Here is a 16,232-nt window from a genome sequence, read left to right as displayed (position 1 = left end):
GACCATAGCGTTACTTTCGGAAACAAGGTAATGGTAGGGAGCGCCTATCATTGCCTTTTTTGTTGAAGGTACGCTTTCACCATCATCACCATCCAACAGTAAAGGGGAGAAAAGTATGGAAGAGACAGTTTGGTCATTGATACCGCCGGTACTCGCCCTGCTGCTGGTCATCCTTACCCGGAGGGTGCTGGTGTCGTTAGGTGCCGGAATTGTAGCAGGAGCATTGATCATCAACGATTTTCAGATCGGAGAAAGTTTGAGCCAGATTGCCGGCATCGTGCGCGATCTCTTTTACGTGGACGGTGCGATCAACGACTGGGAATTTTACATCCTCCTCTTCTTGCTGTTGCTGGGCATGATGGCGGCTCTCATTTCCTTGTCTGGTGGGAGTGCGGCTTTTGGAGAATGGGCGATGAAACGGGTTAAAACCCGGATCGGTGCGCAATTGGTTACCATCTGGATAGGAATCATTATTTTTATCGACGATTACTTTAACAGTCTGACTGTCGGCAATATCGCCCGCCCCTTGACAGACCGGCATCGGGTATCTCGGGCCAAATTGGCTTACCTGATCGATTCGACCGCTGCTCCCATTTGCGTCATCGCCCCCGTCTCCAGTTGGGGGGCATACATTATCACCGTGATCGCAGGCATTCTGACGACCCATGCCGTGACCGATTATGGAGCCTTGCAAGCGTTTATGCTGATGGTGCCGATGAATTTCTACGCGATCCTGGCGATTCTGATGGTGTTGGGTGTAGCTTGGTACCGTTTGGATTTCGGAGCGATGAAAAAGCATGAACAGCGGGCGGTGGAGTCCGGTCAACTAGTGGATCCGGACAAGGGTAAGGTACCGGGGGATCATCGAGAAGAAGGAAGCGATGATGGAAATGTCGGCGGGCTTCTTTGGCCAATCCTGGCTTTAATTGCCGGAACCGTCAGTTCCATGGTGTGGACCGGAGCAACAGCGACAGAAGGAGCCGTCACCCTGCTCTCCATTTTTGAAAACACGGATGTTGCGGTTTCTCTTCTCTACGGAGGTCTGTTAGGTCTCACCGTTTCTCTTGTTCAAAACTTGCTGCTCCGCCGTTCCGCCCCACGTCTCCTTTCCAGTCTGTGGGCCGGAATCCGGTCCATGTTGCCGGCCATCTATATTTTAATCTTTGCTTGGACCATCATCTCGATCATTTCCGATTTGGGAACGGGAACTTATCTGGCTGGACTTGTAGATGCCCACATTCCTGTCGCGTTACTGCCGGCACTCCTGTTCATCATCTCCGGTTTCATGGCTTTCACCACCGGGACTTCCTGGGGTACGTTTGGGATCATGCTCCCGATCGCAGGTGAAATCGCCGCTGTGACTGAACCGGCATTAATGCTGCCAGTGCTGGCTGCGGTACTGGCTGGAGCGATCTTTGGGGACCACTGCTCTCCGATTTCCGATACGACCATCCTTTCATCCACCGGGGCCGGCAGCCATCATATCGATCACGTGATGACACAGTTGCCATACGCGTTGATCGTCGCCGGAATCACACTGATTGGATATCTCGTGTTGGGATTTGTCGGCAACGTCTGGATCGCTCTTCTGGCCTGCCTGTTGGTGTTGGGTGCAGTCATGGTTGTCATGAGAAAGACAATCTGTGCTCCTTGATGGATCCTGTAATCCCATCTTGAACTTCTCAAATAACGAAGCCTCCCATTCAAGGGAGGCTTCGTTTATTTTAATTGACTGCTTCTTTCAATTGTTTACCCGGCTTAAAGGCCGGTACGCGGCTGGCTTCGATTTGGATTTCCTCTCCGGTCTGGGGGTTACGGCCGGTCCGAGCAGCCCGTTCTCTTACTTCAAAGTTGCCAAACCCGATCAGAGAGACTTTTTCGCCCTTTTGCAAAGCTTCGGAAATGGTTTCCAGAACAGTCTCAACCAGATGGGTGGATTCCTTTTTGGTCTTTCCAGTGGCTTCGGCGACACGTTCAATCAATTGCGATTTGTTCATTCCAAATCACTCCCTATGAGTTTTTTAGTTTAGAAGATATCCACATTCACTTTCTTTCCCACCCTGTGGGGTTTTATACCTGATGAGACACAAGAAATCTCGCAACCATCCGTTTCTAGTTGCTGCCCCTGTAAGGAGCACCCCCATTTTCCATCATCGGGCAAAGGTAAGAGAACGAACCCGGCAGTCACCCGTATCCGTCAAAGCCCGAGCACAATCTACCAGAGTGGCTCCCGTGGTATAAACATCATCCACCAAAATCCAGGATCGGGGAAGACCCTGTCGGTTGATAAAAGGGGAAACGCGAAACGCTTCTTTCATAGCGGCCAATCGTTCCATACGACCCCGCCGGCTTTGAGAGGGGGTGTGGCGAGTCCGTTCCAGGACCGGTAACAAAGGAAGGCCCGTCCGGTCCGCAATCACACTCGCCAGCCGTTCCGCTTGATTAAAGCCCCGTTCCGTCAATCGATCCGGGTGCAGGGGGACAAAGGTGATTCCCTGTGCTTTCCATCCAGTTTCCCATAAACACTCGGCCATCATCTCCCCCATCGGTACGACCCACTCTTCTTTCCCACGGAATTTCAGCATCCAAACCAGCTCTCTTGCAAAACGACTGTATGTGCAAACACTGCGGTTTGCCTCTAGACAGGTCGATCCCCACTGCTTACAGTCGCCGCAAGAGCGGCCCCCCATACCTGATTCGGTTATCCGACCACATCGGTGGCAGCAAGGTCCCCGGATCGGCTCCAATCGCTCCTGACACGTTTTACATATGCGCCGCCAGCCCCTTCCCCAGGAAATCGGTACCGATGACTCACAAAACACACACCGGGCAGGCGGGGAAAACCAATCAATCCACTTCACAGCTACCTTCCCTCCTCCACCCCTCCTTTCTGACGGGTGCCCCGGTTCCAGGATCGAATCACTTCCTTGGCCCGTAACATCTCCCCTGTCACCACTCGAGAAACAAACCACACCTCCCCTTTGCGATAATCGGCTGACCGGCCGACACGACCGGCAATCTGAACCAAAGAAGAACAATCGAAAACCGGATGATCCGCTCCTGCAACTAGGACATGACAGCGAGGTACGGTCACTCCCCTTTCCAGGATCGTCGTGGTGACCAACAGCCTCAGGACCCCTCGTCGAAATTCTTCTACATGGCGTGCCCGTTCTTCCTCCCGTGAAGACGCAAAAGCAACCTTTTCCAGAGGAACGTGCATCCAATCTTTCAACCAGGTGATCAATCGTTTCCCATCGGCCATTCGAGGAACAAACATCAACGCTTGTCCGTCTGTCCGGAAGACTTGTTCCACAAATGCTTCCAATGGTGCAGTCGCTCGCCTCGCCGTCATCCGTCGATGCCACCCCCACGCCCGAATAATCCGGGGTTCCGGCAACGGCCGGCCATGGTGGCGGGTCCGAAGTGTCACCACCGGCCAATGATTGCGTTTAAACTCCCGCTTCCAGGATGTCGACGGAGTAGCCGTTACCAGAATACGCTTGCCGTCAGGATGACGGGCGCGATCCAGAGAAGCTTGAAGGTGATGGTTCGTCTGGAGGGGGAAAGCATCAGCTTCGTCCACCACCACCAGTGAAAAGCGGCGATAAAAACGCATCGTTTGGTGAACCGTGCCAACATACAGTTCCCCCTCCCGCCACGTTTGTCCACTCTCCCCGTGCAGCGTAACCGTGGTGACAGAGGGAAATGCACGAGATAAGCGCTGAGCCACTTCCACCACCACATCACGGCGGGGAGCCGCCCACAGTACAGGAGGGCGCCGGGACAGAGCCCGTGCCAAGGTTTCAAAGAGCACCTCCGTTTTTCCCGCTCCCGTAACCGCGCTCAGCAGCAAGGTATCCGATTCCCCGTCTTCCCACCAACTGGCGCATCGTCTTGATGCCATCCGTTGAGCACCCGATAGCGTAAAGGAAAGTTGAGCACAAACAGAGTGCTGCAAATGCGAGGCCAGTGGCTCAAATAAGAACAGTGGGATACAGGCTTGGCTTCTGCCCATCACCAAACAACGATCACAGTAATAACACACATCCCGGCAACGAGCACATCGTGTTCTCCGGATTCCTCCGAAACCGGCTCCACACCGAAAACAGCGCCGACGCAAAGCCGATCCCTGCACCTTCACCCCTGGAAATAGACGGGCTGCGCCTGTCAACACCAATATTCGCAACGTTCGCCATCCTTCTTGAATCAAATGTTTACCCCTGCTATCGAGAAAAGCTGACACCTCTGTCGCTAACAGAGCCCGTCCACCCAACAGGGGTTTCCACTCATTCGCTTTTGCTACCTCCAGGGCCCATTGCACTTGTACAGGTTTCAGCCCCTCACCGCTTTCGATTGGAGCCAGCGGATCCGGTGTGAAGGGTGATGTACCTGGCTGCCATCGTCCATCCAGGATGCGACACTTCTTTCCTCTAACTGCCCAGAACAGCCTGTCCACTTCGATGCAAAACGTATCATATGTCGATCCCTTCACCTCATACCGTACCCACTGCACACCACCACCCCCTCCACAAAAAAGGACCCTCCCTGCCACCAGGGGGTCCGTCCGTTCATCATGATGATTGCGATCGCGCGTCATCCCGCAAGTCCCATACATCCGTGTCTTGCCTGGCGCAATCCGTATGCAGTTTCAATGCCTTCTCCGGCACCTCATCCGGGTAGAAACACACTTTCATCCCCGGATAACGTCGTTTGAGGCGGAGCAATATCGGTCCTGTGTCATCCAGTGAGCCTGCGTCCAGACAAACCAGATCTTCCGGCTTTCCCGACATTCGACGCCAAAAGAAGAAAGAGCGAATGATCCATTCGATGGTCCCCTGATTATTCCGGGTAACCAATACAAGGCGGCCGGAACGAGTCCGGAATGGAAAACATAAAATTCGGTAAAAGCAGGCTATTAACCCACCACTTCCGATAATCAGAAGGGTTCCCCACAGCAACCACCATTCCATCGCCGGCACCCTCCCCTTTGGGCGAAGCCCCTCCCAATTGTGTACTGAAAGGAAGCTCCTCCTTTGCCCCCAGTATATGCGGAGGAAAAGAAAGGGGTTCGGCAGGCTTATTCATGCTGCGTTCTTCTTCACTTTACGGTGGAAAGAAAGGTTTGTCAACTGATTCCATCAATGGGATTGATTGCTGAATCCATTAAAAAACCGCCCAAAGGCGGTTTAATGGATGATCGATTCCTTACAATCCAGCTTCCTGTTTCAACTTGTCCGCTTGATCCGTGCGCTCCCAGGGGAGATCCACATCCAAGCGACCAAAGTGTCCGTAAGCGGCAGTTTGGCGATAAATAGGACGACGCAAATCCAGTTGACGAATAATTCCAGCCGGGCGCAGATCAAAATGTCTGCGGACCAATGCCACCAGCTTTTCCTCCTCAATCCGTCCGGTACCAAAGGTATCCACACGGATCGATACCGGCTGGGCCACTCCAATGGCATACGCCAATTGCACCTCACATTTGTTGGCCAGGCCGGCAGCTACGAGGTTTTTGGCAACGTAACGGGCGGCATACGCACCGGAGCGATCCACTTTGGTCGGATCTTTACCGGAAAAAGCACCACCGCCGTGACGGGCATACCCGCCATAGGTGTCCACAATAATCTTGCGCCCCGTCAGTCCCGCGTCCCCCATCGGACCACCGATGACAAACCGACCTGTCGGGTTGATGAAGTATCGGGTGTCATTGTCCAACATCGCTTCCGGAACTTCGGGCAAAATCACATGCTGTTTGATATCATCTTGGATTTGCTCCAGGGATACCTCTTCAGAGTGTTGAGTGGAGACGACGATGGTATCGATTCGTACCGGCTTGTCCCCTTCATATTCGACAGTCACCTGGGTTTTGCCATCAGGACGGAGATACGCCAATGTTCCATCGATCCGAACTTGATGGAGGCGACGCGACAAACGATGGGCCAGGGAAATCGGTAATGGCATCAATTCCGGAGTTTCATCAGTGGCAAACCCGAACATCAAACCCTGGTCACCGGCACCAATGGCTTCAATCTCTTCCTCCGTCATACTGCCTTCCCGTTTTTCCAGAGCTTCATCCACCCCAGCGGCAATATCGGCTGATTGTTCATCGATGGAGGTCAGAACCGCGCAGGTCTCCGCATCAAACCCATACTTGGCACGGGTGTAACCGATCGTTCGAATCGTGTCCCTCACAATTTTAGGGATGTCTACATAACAAGTGGTGGATATTTCCCCAGCCACCAATACCAAACCAGTGGTGACCGATGTTTCACAAGCAACCCGGGCATTGGGATCCCGGGAAAGAATTTCGTCCAATACCGCATCGGAGATCTGGTCACATACTTTATCAGGATGCCCTGCAGTAACCGATTCCGACGTGAACAAACTGCGGCGAAGGTTTGCTGACACTGTTTCTCCTCCTTCTCATGAATGCCTCTATCCATATGAAAAAGATCCTTCCCTGAGGGAAAGACGGTCCCGCTGACCGAAATTGGTGCGGGTTAGCCATTGATCTTTCATGCTTCTCGCACAAAATCATTACCAGAATACAAGAAAAGGGCATCCATGACAAGGGAAAGAGGGGATGTCCCCTCTTTTTCTTCCAGCACTCTCCACGAGCGATCCACTTACAGGAACGCAACCATCACTCTACCCGCCGAAACCGGTATCCCCGCTCTTCTTCCCCTTCCCCCGAAAAACGGAGAAAATAACGGTTTGGCGCTAACGAAGCCGTCATCTTACCTTCCGGATTTTCAGGATCGAGTACCAACATTTCCCTCGCTCGGAGATCTTGATCATACAACGCCACCGTTACCGAACGGGAAGCCCCCTCGTCCAACGTAAAATGAAAACGGACTTGTTCCGTTTCATCCAGAACGAAAGTGAACCAATCCAGGTCCGATCCCCCCGCCAACCGTCCCCGAATCTCCTTTTCACTGGGCAGCGGGGTGGCTTGACGGGAAGTGTCGTTGGGTTCATACTCATCCCTGGTTTCCGGTTGAAACTCCACCATTAACAGGTATGGGTCAGCAATGGCATTCAGTCCGTAATCGGAGACACGTACAAACAAACTCCCCGTTTCCACATCCAGCTCCACTTCTTCCGGTCTTCCTTCCGATTCTTCATCCACCTTGATCCCCTTCCAGCTCCCCGATTCCTGCAGATAAAGAACAGGGTCGCCCCTTGGAGTCCAACTATCCACCCGGAGACGCAAGGTTCCGGGTTCGTTAAAATCGAGACGAAACCAGTCGTAATCCCTTTCTTTGTGAAACGTTCCCTGGAAAGAGGAAAATCCGGGAGCAACGTTCACCTTAAACGCACTCCACCGCTGGTCATTGTTTTCATACTCGTCCGGTTGGAGACGAAATTCATTGCTCAACGAATACGCCCAATCCCGATCATCTCGGATGGACAGACAAAAAGTCCACTCATATTGGTCCACGTTCACATGAATTTCTGTCAATTCCTCTCCCTCGTATTCCACCGGTTCTTCCCCCGGCCCCGAACCGCGCAACGTGACGGAACGCATTCCTTCTTTCTTTCCCGTCACCCGCAGGGTCAGCACTCCCTCATAGGGAGTCATAATCCGGAAACAGTCTGTATCCTGACTTCCCGACAACACCGCTTCCAACCGCTGATCCCTGGACATAGGCATCGCTTCTTCGAAAAAATCATTGGGCTCAAACATATCCGGCTTCACCTTCTGGGTCAGGGCGGCCAACACATCGATCTCTCCATACCCTTCCCATTCGTTCCAGCGATCTTCCCCCCCGGATTGTGCCGACTGCCGAATCAGCGTACGGATATCCCGCGGTTTGATTGTGGGATCCTGCCCCTTGATTAATGCCGCTAACGCCGCCACCTGCGGAGCGGCAAAGGAAGTGCCCGAATCGGCTTTTTCTCCGCCCCCGGGCACGGCGGCCACGATGGCTTCCCCCGGTGCCACTACATCGATTCCAGGACCTCCATTGGAAGTAGAGACCACTTTTCCGTCTCTCCCGACTGATCCCACACCCAGGACTTCGGGAAAAGCGGCGGGATAATAGATGGGGTAATTATAGACGATATCCTGATTCTGATCGATGCTGGCGTTTCCTGTAGCCGCCACCACCAGGACGCCTTCTTCCTCCGCATACCGAACAGCATCCGCCATGGTTTCGGAATAGGTCCAACTCCCCTGTGCCAACACCACGATATCAGCATGGCGGCGAACGGCTTCCCGGATCCCTTCAGCCGTAAAGTAAACATCTCCGTCTTTGCCATCACTCATCACTTTCACCGGCATTATTCGAGCGGACCCTCCCGGATCCGCCCCCCGTTTCCATCCGTTCCAGACCTCGGCAATCACCCCGGCGACATGAGTGCCGTGCCCCATATAATCTTGCGGCGGCTGGGTTGGATCCCGTAAATTGACTCCGGGAACCAAGTAAGGCTTTAAAGACGGATGATTCATTTCGACTCCTGTATCCACCACCGCCACAATGACTCGGGATTGAACGGGCCAATCCATGGCTTCCCATGCATCTGCGGCACGAATCCGTTCCAGGTAGTAGCGATCCTGTGTGCGAGCGTCTGCCAAATCGCGCTGTTCCACCTTATAGGTTTGATTGGGATGAATAAACTCAATCTGCTCATGTGCGGACCACCGTTCCAACCATCCCTCCTCTTTCACTCCTTTCCTCAACTCCACCAGCATGGTCACTCCATCATTCTCATCTGAACGGTGCAGGACACGAACAGACTCCAGGAAACGGGGATCCGGCTCATCCCGCTTCCATTTGACGACCCATTGTTTCTCCACTGTCGCTTTTCCCTTTTCCACCGGTTCCTCCCTGGCAGGATCCGGCCCTTTTTCCATCCCTGGCGGCTGGCAAGCCACCAACAGGATCAGTATGAAGAGGGTGACCCATCCGGTCCTTATCCATGCTCTCATCGCTCCGCCCCGTCCCTAAGAAGCTATTGGTACCATAAGCTTACCAAAAAAACGGATCGATGGGGACTGACGAACGGGCATTGGACACCGGAATGATTCAGCAACAGGCGGGAAAGCATAAGGCTCGTGAAAGGAAGCACCATTTGTGCCGGGGGTTGGAATCATGAATCGTTGGGTTTCCATTGGTCTCGCCATCATCGCCCTTTTGACGGGAGCGATCCTATTGTCCTGGGGTATCCAAAACAAGAGTCATCCATCCACAGATTCCGCTCCCATCAAACGACAGACCATCGGCCAAACAAATCCACCAAAAACCACAAATCCCTCTCAGTCCCTCCTCCCGACTCCCTCCAAAGAACCGGTCAGTTTGCTTCTGATGGGGGTTGACCGCCGCAAAGGGGATAAAGGACGAACGGACGCCATCATGTTGGTTGTGCTCAACCCGGCTCATAAAAGAGTTACCTTGTTGAATATTCCCCGTGACACCAAAACCCTCCTCCGACTGAAAGGCGGCCGACAGCGCTGGGATAAGATCAATCATGCCTATGCACTGGGAGGCGGGGTAGAAGCCACTGTAAGGACGGTTGAAACCTTTTTGGACGTCCCGGTTCACCATCACCTGAAGATCGACATGGGCGGATTCCGACGCATCATTGATAAAATGGGCGGGGTCGACGTTGAGGTGGAGAAGTCGTTCTCCTATAAAGGACACCACTTTCGGCAAGGACCGATGCATCTGAACGGTTCGCAAGCGTTAGCTTATGTGCGCGACCGAACCGGCGGAAGCGATTACGATCGCCACATCCGACAGCAGCAGGTACTGGGGGATCTGTGGGAACGGGGCACCCGTTTTTCTTCTTTGTTGAATATGCAAGCTTGGATGCCCACCCTGATTCGCCATGTGGATACTGATCTGTCCCCTTGGGAGATGTGGCGTTTGGCTGCCACCATTCGCTCCCTCCCCCCGGATCGAATGCAGGTGTTGCACCTGCAAGGGGTTGATGAGTGGAATGATCGTTATTATCTGGTGGTCCCGCAACAGGAGCGGAATCGAATCCGAGATATTCTGCGGAAAGAACTGCAAATCGATGGGTGACCGTCTCTTTTTTCTTTCCAATCGGTTGACGGATCCTTTATGCTTATCTGATATCCCATTCTCCCCTATAGAGGTCCGGCTTTCTGAGGCGGTCCTCTTCTTTGCTCACCGATTCGAAAGATTGGGCTCCCTTCCGCAAGTCTTTCGTCGATCCCTTTGGCACGAAAGTCTGAAACTGGTATGCTTGATGGAGCGAAAGTGCCTTGGCAACCGGCTGGGTGAAATTTTCCCCTGATGATTGATTCCCACAGAACCCTTTTTCCGAGACGATCGATTGACACCAAGCACTCCCGATAAACGGTGGAGATCCCGATCATGACCATTTAAACCACTCCCTTTTGAGCCGTTGGGCTCGTCTGTGGTCAACAGCATAAACCAGGCCCGTTTTTTGCGGCTACCCTTTCGACAAAGCTTTTCAAAAGAATGGGTTCTATCGCAGAATAAACAGACAAACTGCGCATCTCGACAATGGGTAGGAGGAGAGTTTTTTGCTGTCGCCGGACCGATTCCGCACCGTTAAAGCGTATGGAGAAACCGAAATCATCATCCAAAAATCCCGTTTTATCACTTATGTCGAACGTGTCGATACAGAGGAGGAGGCCTCGCGGTTCATTCAGGGGATCGCAAAAAAGCACTGGGACGCCACTCATAATTGTTATGGGTATATCGTTTACGATCCTTCGGAAATTCAACGTTCTTCCGATGACGGGGAACCGGCGGGAACTGCCGGCCGTCCCATCCTGGAAGTGATCAAAAACCGGCAGCTTCGAAACACTGCGATCGTGGTTACCCGCTATTTCGGCGGAGTAAAGCTGGGGGCTGCAGGCCTCATACGGGCATATAGTCAAGGAGCAAGCGCCGGCCTGGACGCGGCGGGAGAAGTCGATTGGGTACTGCACCGACAGGTTCACATCCTAGTGGATTACCCCACGATGGGAAAAGTGGAGCACCAGTTGCGTCAAACCGGTTACGAAATGGATTCCCCCGTCTTTACCGACCGTGTTCAATGGTCGGTATGGGTTCCTGCTGGACGGGAAGCTCCCGTGCAGGACATGGTTGCCGAACTGACCAGCGGCCAGGGGATGATTACTCTTGGGGAACTGGATTATCGCCCGCGAAATGGCAACGGGGTGGAATGACTGTTCCCCTTGGAATCCCCGGGGCATCCGTACATGCGAGACACTCGGGGAGCCATATCGACCCGGGGCCCCCATCGATTGATCGGTCACGCCCTGAAGCCTTTTCCGATGAAGGATTTCTTCTGAAAAAAGAAAACCCCGCGGCCTTTTAGGCTGCGGGGTTTTCGGTTCTCTATTTTACTCAAAGGCCGGCACCACGGCCCCCTCGTATTTTTCTTTGATGAACACCTTTACTTCGTCAGAGGTAAGGGCTTCAGACAGTTTCTGAATGGCTTCGTTATCCTCATTTCCTTTTTTCACCGCCAGCACATTTACATACGGGGATTCCGAACCTTCCCGAAAGAGTGCATCCTTCTCGGGATCAAGGTTGGCTTGCAACGCATAATTGGTGTTAATGACGGCTAAGTCCACCTGATCCAGTACCCGTGGCAAAGTAGCAGCCTCCAACAATTTAAAATTGAGATCGTGGGGGTTGGATTGGATATTTTTCTCCGTTTTATCTCCTTCACGGTCATCCAGCTCAATCAAGCCTTCATCATCCAACAACAGCAGCACCCGGGTAAGTTCACTGGTCGCATTGGGAAGCGCCACCGTGGCACCGTCTTTCAATTGGGAAAGATCATCCAGTTTTTCAGAATAGGCACCCATCGGTTCGATATGAACCCCCGTCACCTCCACCAGATCCCAACCCTGCTCCCGGTTGGTCGCTTCAAGCCAAGGAATATGTTGAAAATAGTTGGCGTCTAGTTCCCCTTCCTGCACCGATTTATTGGGCAGGACATAATCTTGGAATACTTTCACTTCCAACTGGATGCCTTCTTTCTCCAATTGGGGTTTGACGTGTTCCAATATTTCTGCGTGGGGAACCTGGGTGGCACCTACTTTTAACGTTTGCGCCTCCCCTTGCCCCCCTCCGCAAGCGGCAAGCACCAAGGCCAAAGATAGACTGAACAAAACCGACAGACGTTTTTTCATCACGATTTCTCTCCTCATCCTTTTTTATCTTTTATCCAATCGGCGGGACAATCGATCGCCGCCCCACTGAACGATTTGCACCAGTAACACCAGCAAAATGCCACAGACTACTAACATCGAATTATTAAAGGATTGGAAGCCGAAGCGATATGCGGCATCCCCTAGTCCACCGCCGCCGACCACACCGGCCATCGCCGAGAAACTGATCAGCGTGACGCAGGTGACGGTCAGCCCCGACACCAGGGCCGGTGTCGCTTCCGGCAGCAATACCCGCATCACAACCCGCCATTTGGTACTGCCCATTGCACGAGCCGCCTCGATTACCCCTTTATCCACTTCACGCACAGCCGTCTCCACCATACGGGCATAAAACGGGGCAGCTCCCGCAATTAAGGGAATCGTAGCCGCTGTCGGGCCCAAGGTCGTTCCTACCAAAAACTGAGCGACAGGAAACAGAAACAACACCAGAACAATAAAAGGCACCGCACGGAAGAAGTTGACAAAGACAGCCACTATTTTTTGCAGCCAGGGTTGGGCGGCCAATTGTCCCCGGTCGGTCACCACCAGCAGGATTCCCAGCGGAATACCGAATAGTGCCGTAAAAAACGTGGAGATTCCCACCATATAGACGGTTTCTCCCGTGGCTTTCCAAACCAGGGACCAATCCACTTCATGAAACACCTGCCGCCACCTCCTCCACCGACTGCTTCCGGAACCGCTCCGCTACATTTTCCACCGCTGACGGCTCCCCTTTCAGGGAAACGGTGACCAATCCTTCTCCCGTCAACTCACCGGCAACCACATGAAGGCGAACACCCTGTTCAAGCGCCTCTTTCCGTAAATCGGGCAGGACGGAAGCCCATTGATCCAATGGCAAACGAAACCAGACTCCCGACTCTCGCCCGCTCGCCGATCGTTCTGGATCTCCCAATAAGGTTTGCTTGACAAATTGGGCGGTAACGGAATGCCGTGGATGATCAAATATCTCCTTTACATCCCCGGTTTCAATCACTTTTCCCTCATCCATGACAGCCACCCGCTGACAGATGGATTGAACGACGCTCATCTCGTGGGTGATCAACAGCAGCGTAATCCCCGTGTCCCGGTTAATCTCCCGCAACAATTGGAGAATGGAAGAAGTCGTCTCCGGATCAAGGGCGGACGTGGCCTCATCACATAACAATACTTTCGGTTCGTTGGCCAACGCGCGGGCAATGCCTACACGCTGCTTTTGCCCGCCGGAGAGCTGGGACGGATAAGCGTCCGCCCGCTCCTTTAATCCGACACGTTCCAATAACTCCTCCACCCGCTCCCGGATCTGATCTTTGGGCTTTCCCGCCACTTCCAGGGGAAACGCGATATTGTCCCGAACCGTCCGTGACCACAGCAGATTAAAATGTTGAAAAATCATCCCAATTCCCAGCCGTGCCTGCCGCAACTCCTGCTCACGCAATCGGTGGATGGCTTGACCGTCCACTCGTACCTCTCCTGACGTTGGCGTTTCCAACCCGTTCACCATACGGAGGAGGGTGCTTTTTCCGGCTCCACTCCTGCCGATAATCCCAAATATTTCTCCTCTTTTAACATGGATATCCAGCCCGGAAAGGGCCGATACCGGACCACTTCCATCCTGTGCCGGAAACTCCTTGTGTATGTCAGTCAACTCAATCATGAACCACCACCGCCTTACCCTTAGGCACTTTACAGCATCCGTTTCGCCTCGGTCCCTTCGTTCCCGGGTTTTGTAAACATAAAAAAACCTTTCTGGCAGATGCACAGAAAGGATGGTTTGAAGCGCTCCTCTCTCTCATCTGTCAGAACTCTCACGGTTCTGCAGGAATTGGCACCTTAACCGCTACTTGCGGTCGGTTGCCGGGCTTCATCGGGCCAGTCCCTCCACCACTCTGGATAAGAGAAAATCCATGTATTCACATAAACAATGTTGATTTTAGCATGAGAATATCATGACGTCAACGAAGCATTGTCTGGAATAAATGTCCATTAACAGCGTTTTGTTAAGGGTTTTACTGCTGCATTACATTTCCTTTACAAATGCGGGTCTCCCCACTATTTACGGAAGATTTGCCGTATAATATAGTCAATAAGAGGTACTTGGGGGTGCCCCATATGAATTACCCGGTTGTTGGTAAATCGTTTTTGCTGGGCATTTTCAATGCAACATGGATGAGTGTTCCCCTGTGGTTTTTGTTTTACCTCACCCTTAGGCTGGTTTTTTGATCGAGGGGAATGCCCATACAGGGTTTATCAGGGTATAACCGATAACGGAAGAATAAAAAGGGTTGCCGGTCGGCAACCCTTCGTTGCTGTTTTGAGGACTGATTTCCTAACGGGCACCACTGCCTGAAAGAACAACCCACACCGTCCGGTACAAAATTCTCATATCCAAGGTAAAGGACTGTTTCTGAATGTAGTACATATCCATGGAAAATTTTTCTTTGGGAGTGGCATCATAACCGCCATTCACTTGAGCCCAACCAGTCAATCCAGGTTTGACTATCAAGCGCTTTTTGAATCCAGGGATCTCCTTGGAGAACTTCTCCGTAAACACCCAACGCTCCGGACGCGGCCCGATCAAGCTCATATCTCCCCGCAACACATTGATCAGCTGTGGCACTTCATCAATGCGGGTTTTGCGGATAAAGCGACCCACGCGGGTGACGCGGGGATCATCCTTGGCTGCCCATTGCGGCCCGTTTTTTTCAGCATCCAACCGCATCGACCGCAGTTTAATGACTTGGAACGGCCGACCGTTAAAGCCCACCCGTTCCTGCTTATAAAAAACCGGACCTTTGGATTCCAGTTTAATCGCGATCATCGTCAACACCAAGACAGGAAGAATAAACAATAAGAGCGCGATGGAAAACGTCACTTCAAACACGCGTTTCACCACAGGGTACAGACCGGCCTGCTTATGATAGGGTTGTAAACCGTCCATTCGCGCTTGCGAATCGCTTTCGTAAGCCATCGCTTTTGAACGCATCCGCAAACCACTCCTGCCGTAATAATGATGAAATAAAGACAGTCAACGGATATCTCGACTGGTAACCAGTATACTGGAGTTCCACCGCATTGGCAATAAGCGATTGAGCTTATTTTACGATAACTTTACAGAAATATTACGACCCCGGCGCCATCTTTATATACCCTTGATTTGCAAAAGGTAGTCTGCCGTCTGTCTCAACCCTTGCTCCAACGGGATCCGGGGCTTAAAATCCAAATGCTGGCGCGCAGCGCGGATATCAAAGTAACTGTGCTTAATATCCCCCGCCCGCGGAGGCCCATACGAGACCGTGACGGGCTCGTTTGAAAGCTGGCCCAGTAATTGCACCAGCTTGTTGATGGATGTGGAAATGCCGGTCCCGATATTCAGTGTTTGATTGTCGGCCCGGGTGAGAGCGGACACATTGGCTGCCGCGATATCCGTCACATGGATATAATCACGCGTTTGTTCACCATCCCCATCGATCCGGAGCGGAAGACCCCGTAATAGGCGATCCAAGAATATGGCGATTACCGCTCCTTCGCCCGTACTCATTTGGCGTTGTCCGTAAACATTGGCATAGCGGAAGATCGTATAGGAAAGCCCGTACAGCTCCTGAAAGGCCTTGATGTAATACTCCGGAGTAAACTTGGAGATCCCGTAGGGAGAAAGGGGCTGAGTCGGATGAGCCTCATCAATGGGTAAGTAGCAGGGATTTCCATATACAGCAGCCGATGAGGCGTAAATAAATTTCTCCACTCCAAACTTCCGGGATGCCTCCAACAGACGGATGGTTCCGTTAATATTAATTTCAGCGTCATGAACCGGCTCATCGACAGATACAGGCACACTGGATTGAGCCGCTTGATGAATGACGGCAACCGGACGTTCCTGCCGGAATACATCTTCCACCTGTTCATCACGAATATCCACCCGATAAAAAGAGACCTTACCATGCAGGAAACGCTCGTTTCCGGTAATCAAATTGTCCACCACGATCGGTTCATGTCCTGCTTCCAACAGTTGGTCCACAATGTGGGAGCCGATAAATCCCGCGCCCCCGGTCACCAAAACTTTCATCCGTGTTCC

Annotated in this window: 14 protein-coding genes and 1 riboswitch; of the genes, 3 read left to right on the top strand and 11 right to left on the bottom strand. The window is 52.6% G+C overall.

Features of this window, described 5'->3' with window-relative positions; genetic code table 11:
- Window positions 1-115: 115 nt before the first annotated feature.
- Complete coding sequence (locus JOE21_RS07565; protein WP_309864413.1) at window positions 116-1,654, top strand: Na+/H+ antiporter NhaC family protein; 1,539 nt, start codon at window positions 116-118, stop codon at window positions 1,652-1,654.
- Window positions 1,655-1,724: 70 nt separating this feature from the next.
- Here the strand turns inward: JOE21_RS07565 and hbs are convergent, their stop codons facing one another.
- The 6 genes from hbs to JOE21_RS07535 form a co-directional block, all read right to left on the bottom strand.
- Window positions 1,725-1,997, bottom strand: coding sequence for a non-specific DNA-binding protein Hbs (hbs, locus tag JOE21_RS07560; RefSeq protein WP_309864410.1), 273 nt, complete (start codon window positions 1,995-1,997; stop codon window positions 1,725-1,727).
- Window positions 1,998-2,150: 153 nt separating this feature from the next.
- Window positions 2,151-2,861, bottom strand: a complete 711-nt coding sequence (locus tag JOE21_RS17905) for a ComFC family protein (protein ID WP_510183843.1) — start codon at window positions 2,859-2,861, stop codon at window positions 2,151-2,153.
- Window positions 2,862-2,863: 2 nt separating this feature from the next.
- Complete coding sequence (locus tag JOE21_RS07550; protein ID WP_309864407.1) at window positions 2,864-4,513, bottom strand: DEAD/DEAH box helicase; 1,650 nt, start codon at window positions 4,511-4,513, stop codon at window positions 2,864-2,866.
- A gap of 58 nt (window positions 4,514-4,571) precedes the next feature.
- Window positions 4,572-4,970 carry a hypothetical protein gene (locus JOE21_RS07545; RefSeq protein WP_309864405.1) on the bottom strand — a complete coding sequence of 133 codons (399 nt, stop codon included), beginning with the start codon at window positions 4,968-4,970 and terminating at the stop codon, window positions 4,572-4,574.
- 235 nt (window positions 4,971-5,205) lie between these two features.
- Window positions 5,206-6,408 carry a methionine adenosyltransferase gene (gene metK / locus JOE21_RS07540; RefSeq protein WP_309864403.1) on the bottom strand — a complete coding sequence of 401 codons (1,203 nt, stop codon included), beginning with the start codon at window positions 6,406-6,408 and terminating at the stop codon, window positions 5,206-5,208.
- A gap of 235 nt (window positions 6,409-6,643) precedes the next feature.
- A complete protein-coding gene (locus JOE21_RS07535) occupies window positions 6,644-8,932 on the bottom strand; it encodes a S8 family peptidase (protein ID WP_309864401.1) in 2,289 nt (762 codons plus the stop codon).
- A gap of 163 nt (window positions 8,933-9,095) precedes the next feature.
- Between JOE21_RS07535 and JOE21_RS07530 the strand changes: the two genes are divergently transcribed.
- Entirely contained in the window at window positions 9,096-10,028 is a 933-nt protein-coding gene (locus JOE21_RS07530; protein ID WP_309864398.1) for an LCP family protein, read from the top strand.
- A gap of 488 nt (window positions 10,029-10,516) precedes the next feature.
- A complete protein-coding gene (locus tag JOE21_RS07525; protein WP_309864396.1) occupies window positions 10,517-11,167 on the top strand; it encodes a YigZ family protein in 651 nt (216 codons plus the stop codon).
- A 177-nt stretch (window positions 11,168-11,344) separates the two neighbouring features.
- Here the strand turns inward: JOE21_RS07525 and JOE21_RS07520 are convergent, their stop codons facing one another.
- The 5 genes from JOE21_RS07520 to JOE21_RS07500 all read right to left on the bottom strand — a co-directional run bounded on the left by JOE21_RS07520 (window position 11,345) and on the right by JOE21_RS07500 (window position 16,223).
- Window positions 11,345-12,142: a MetQ/NlpA family ABC transporter substrate-binding protein gene (locus JOE21_RS07520; RefSeq protein WP_309864394.1), complete on the bottom strand. Its 798-nt coding sequence runs from the start codon at window positions 12,140-12,142 to the stop codon at window positions 11,345-11,347.
- 24 nt (window positions 12,143-12,166) lie between these two features.
- A complete protein-coding gene (locus JOE21_RS07515; RefSeq protein WP_309864391.1) occupies window positions 12,167-12,823 on the bottom strand; it encodes a methionine ABC transporter permease in 657 nt (218 codons plus the stop codon).
- Window positions 12,813-13,814, bottom strand: coding sequence for a methionine ABC transporter ATP-binding protein (locus tag JOE21_RS07510; RefSeq protein WP_309864388.1), 1,002 nt, complete (start codon window positions 13,812-13,814; stop codon window positions 12,813-12,815). Before JOE21_RS07510 ends, JOE21_RS07515 begins: the two co-directional genes overlap by 11 nt.
- A gap of 132 nt (window positions 13,815-13,946) precedes the next feature.
- A riboswitch (SAM riboswitch) is annotated at window positions 13,947-14,057 on the bottom strand.
- 429 nt (window positions 14,058-14,486) lie between these two features.
- Complete coding sequence (locus JOE21_RS07505) at window positions 14,487-15,143, bottom strand: sugar transferase (protein WP_374709335.1); 657 nt, start codon at window positions 15,141-15,143, stop codon at window positions 14,487-14,489.
- 156 nt (window positions 15,144-15,299) lie between these two features.
- Window positions 15,300-16,223: an NAD-dependent epimerase/dehydratase family protein gene (locus JOE21_RS07500; protein ID WP_309864386.1), complete on the bottom strand. Its 924-nt coding sequence runs from the start codon at window positions 16,221-16,223 to the stop codon at window positions 15,300-15,302.
- Between the last annotated feature and the right edge of the window lie 9 nt (window positions 16,224-16,232).

Origin of the sequence: Desmospora profundinema (assembly GCF_031454155.1) — a bacterium.
In the GTDB taxonomy this organism is placed as follows: Bacteria; Bacillota; Bacilli; order Thermoactinomycetales; family DSM-45169; genus Desmospora; species Desmospora profundinema.
The sequence above is the reverse complement of the archived record's forward strand: the minus strand, read 5'-3'. Positions and strand labels throughout refer to the sequence as shown.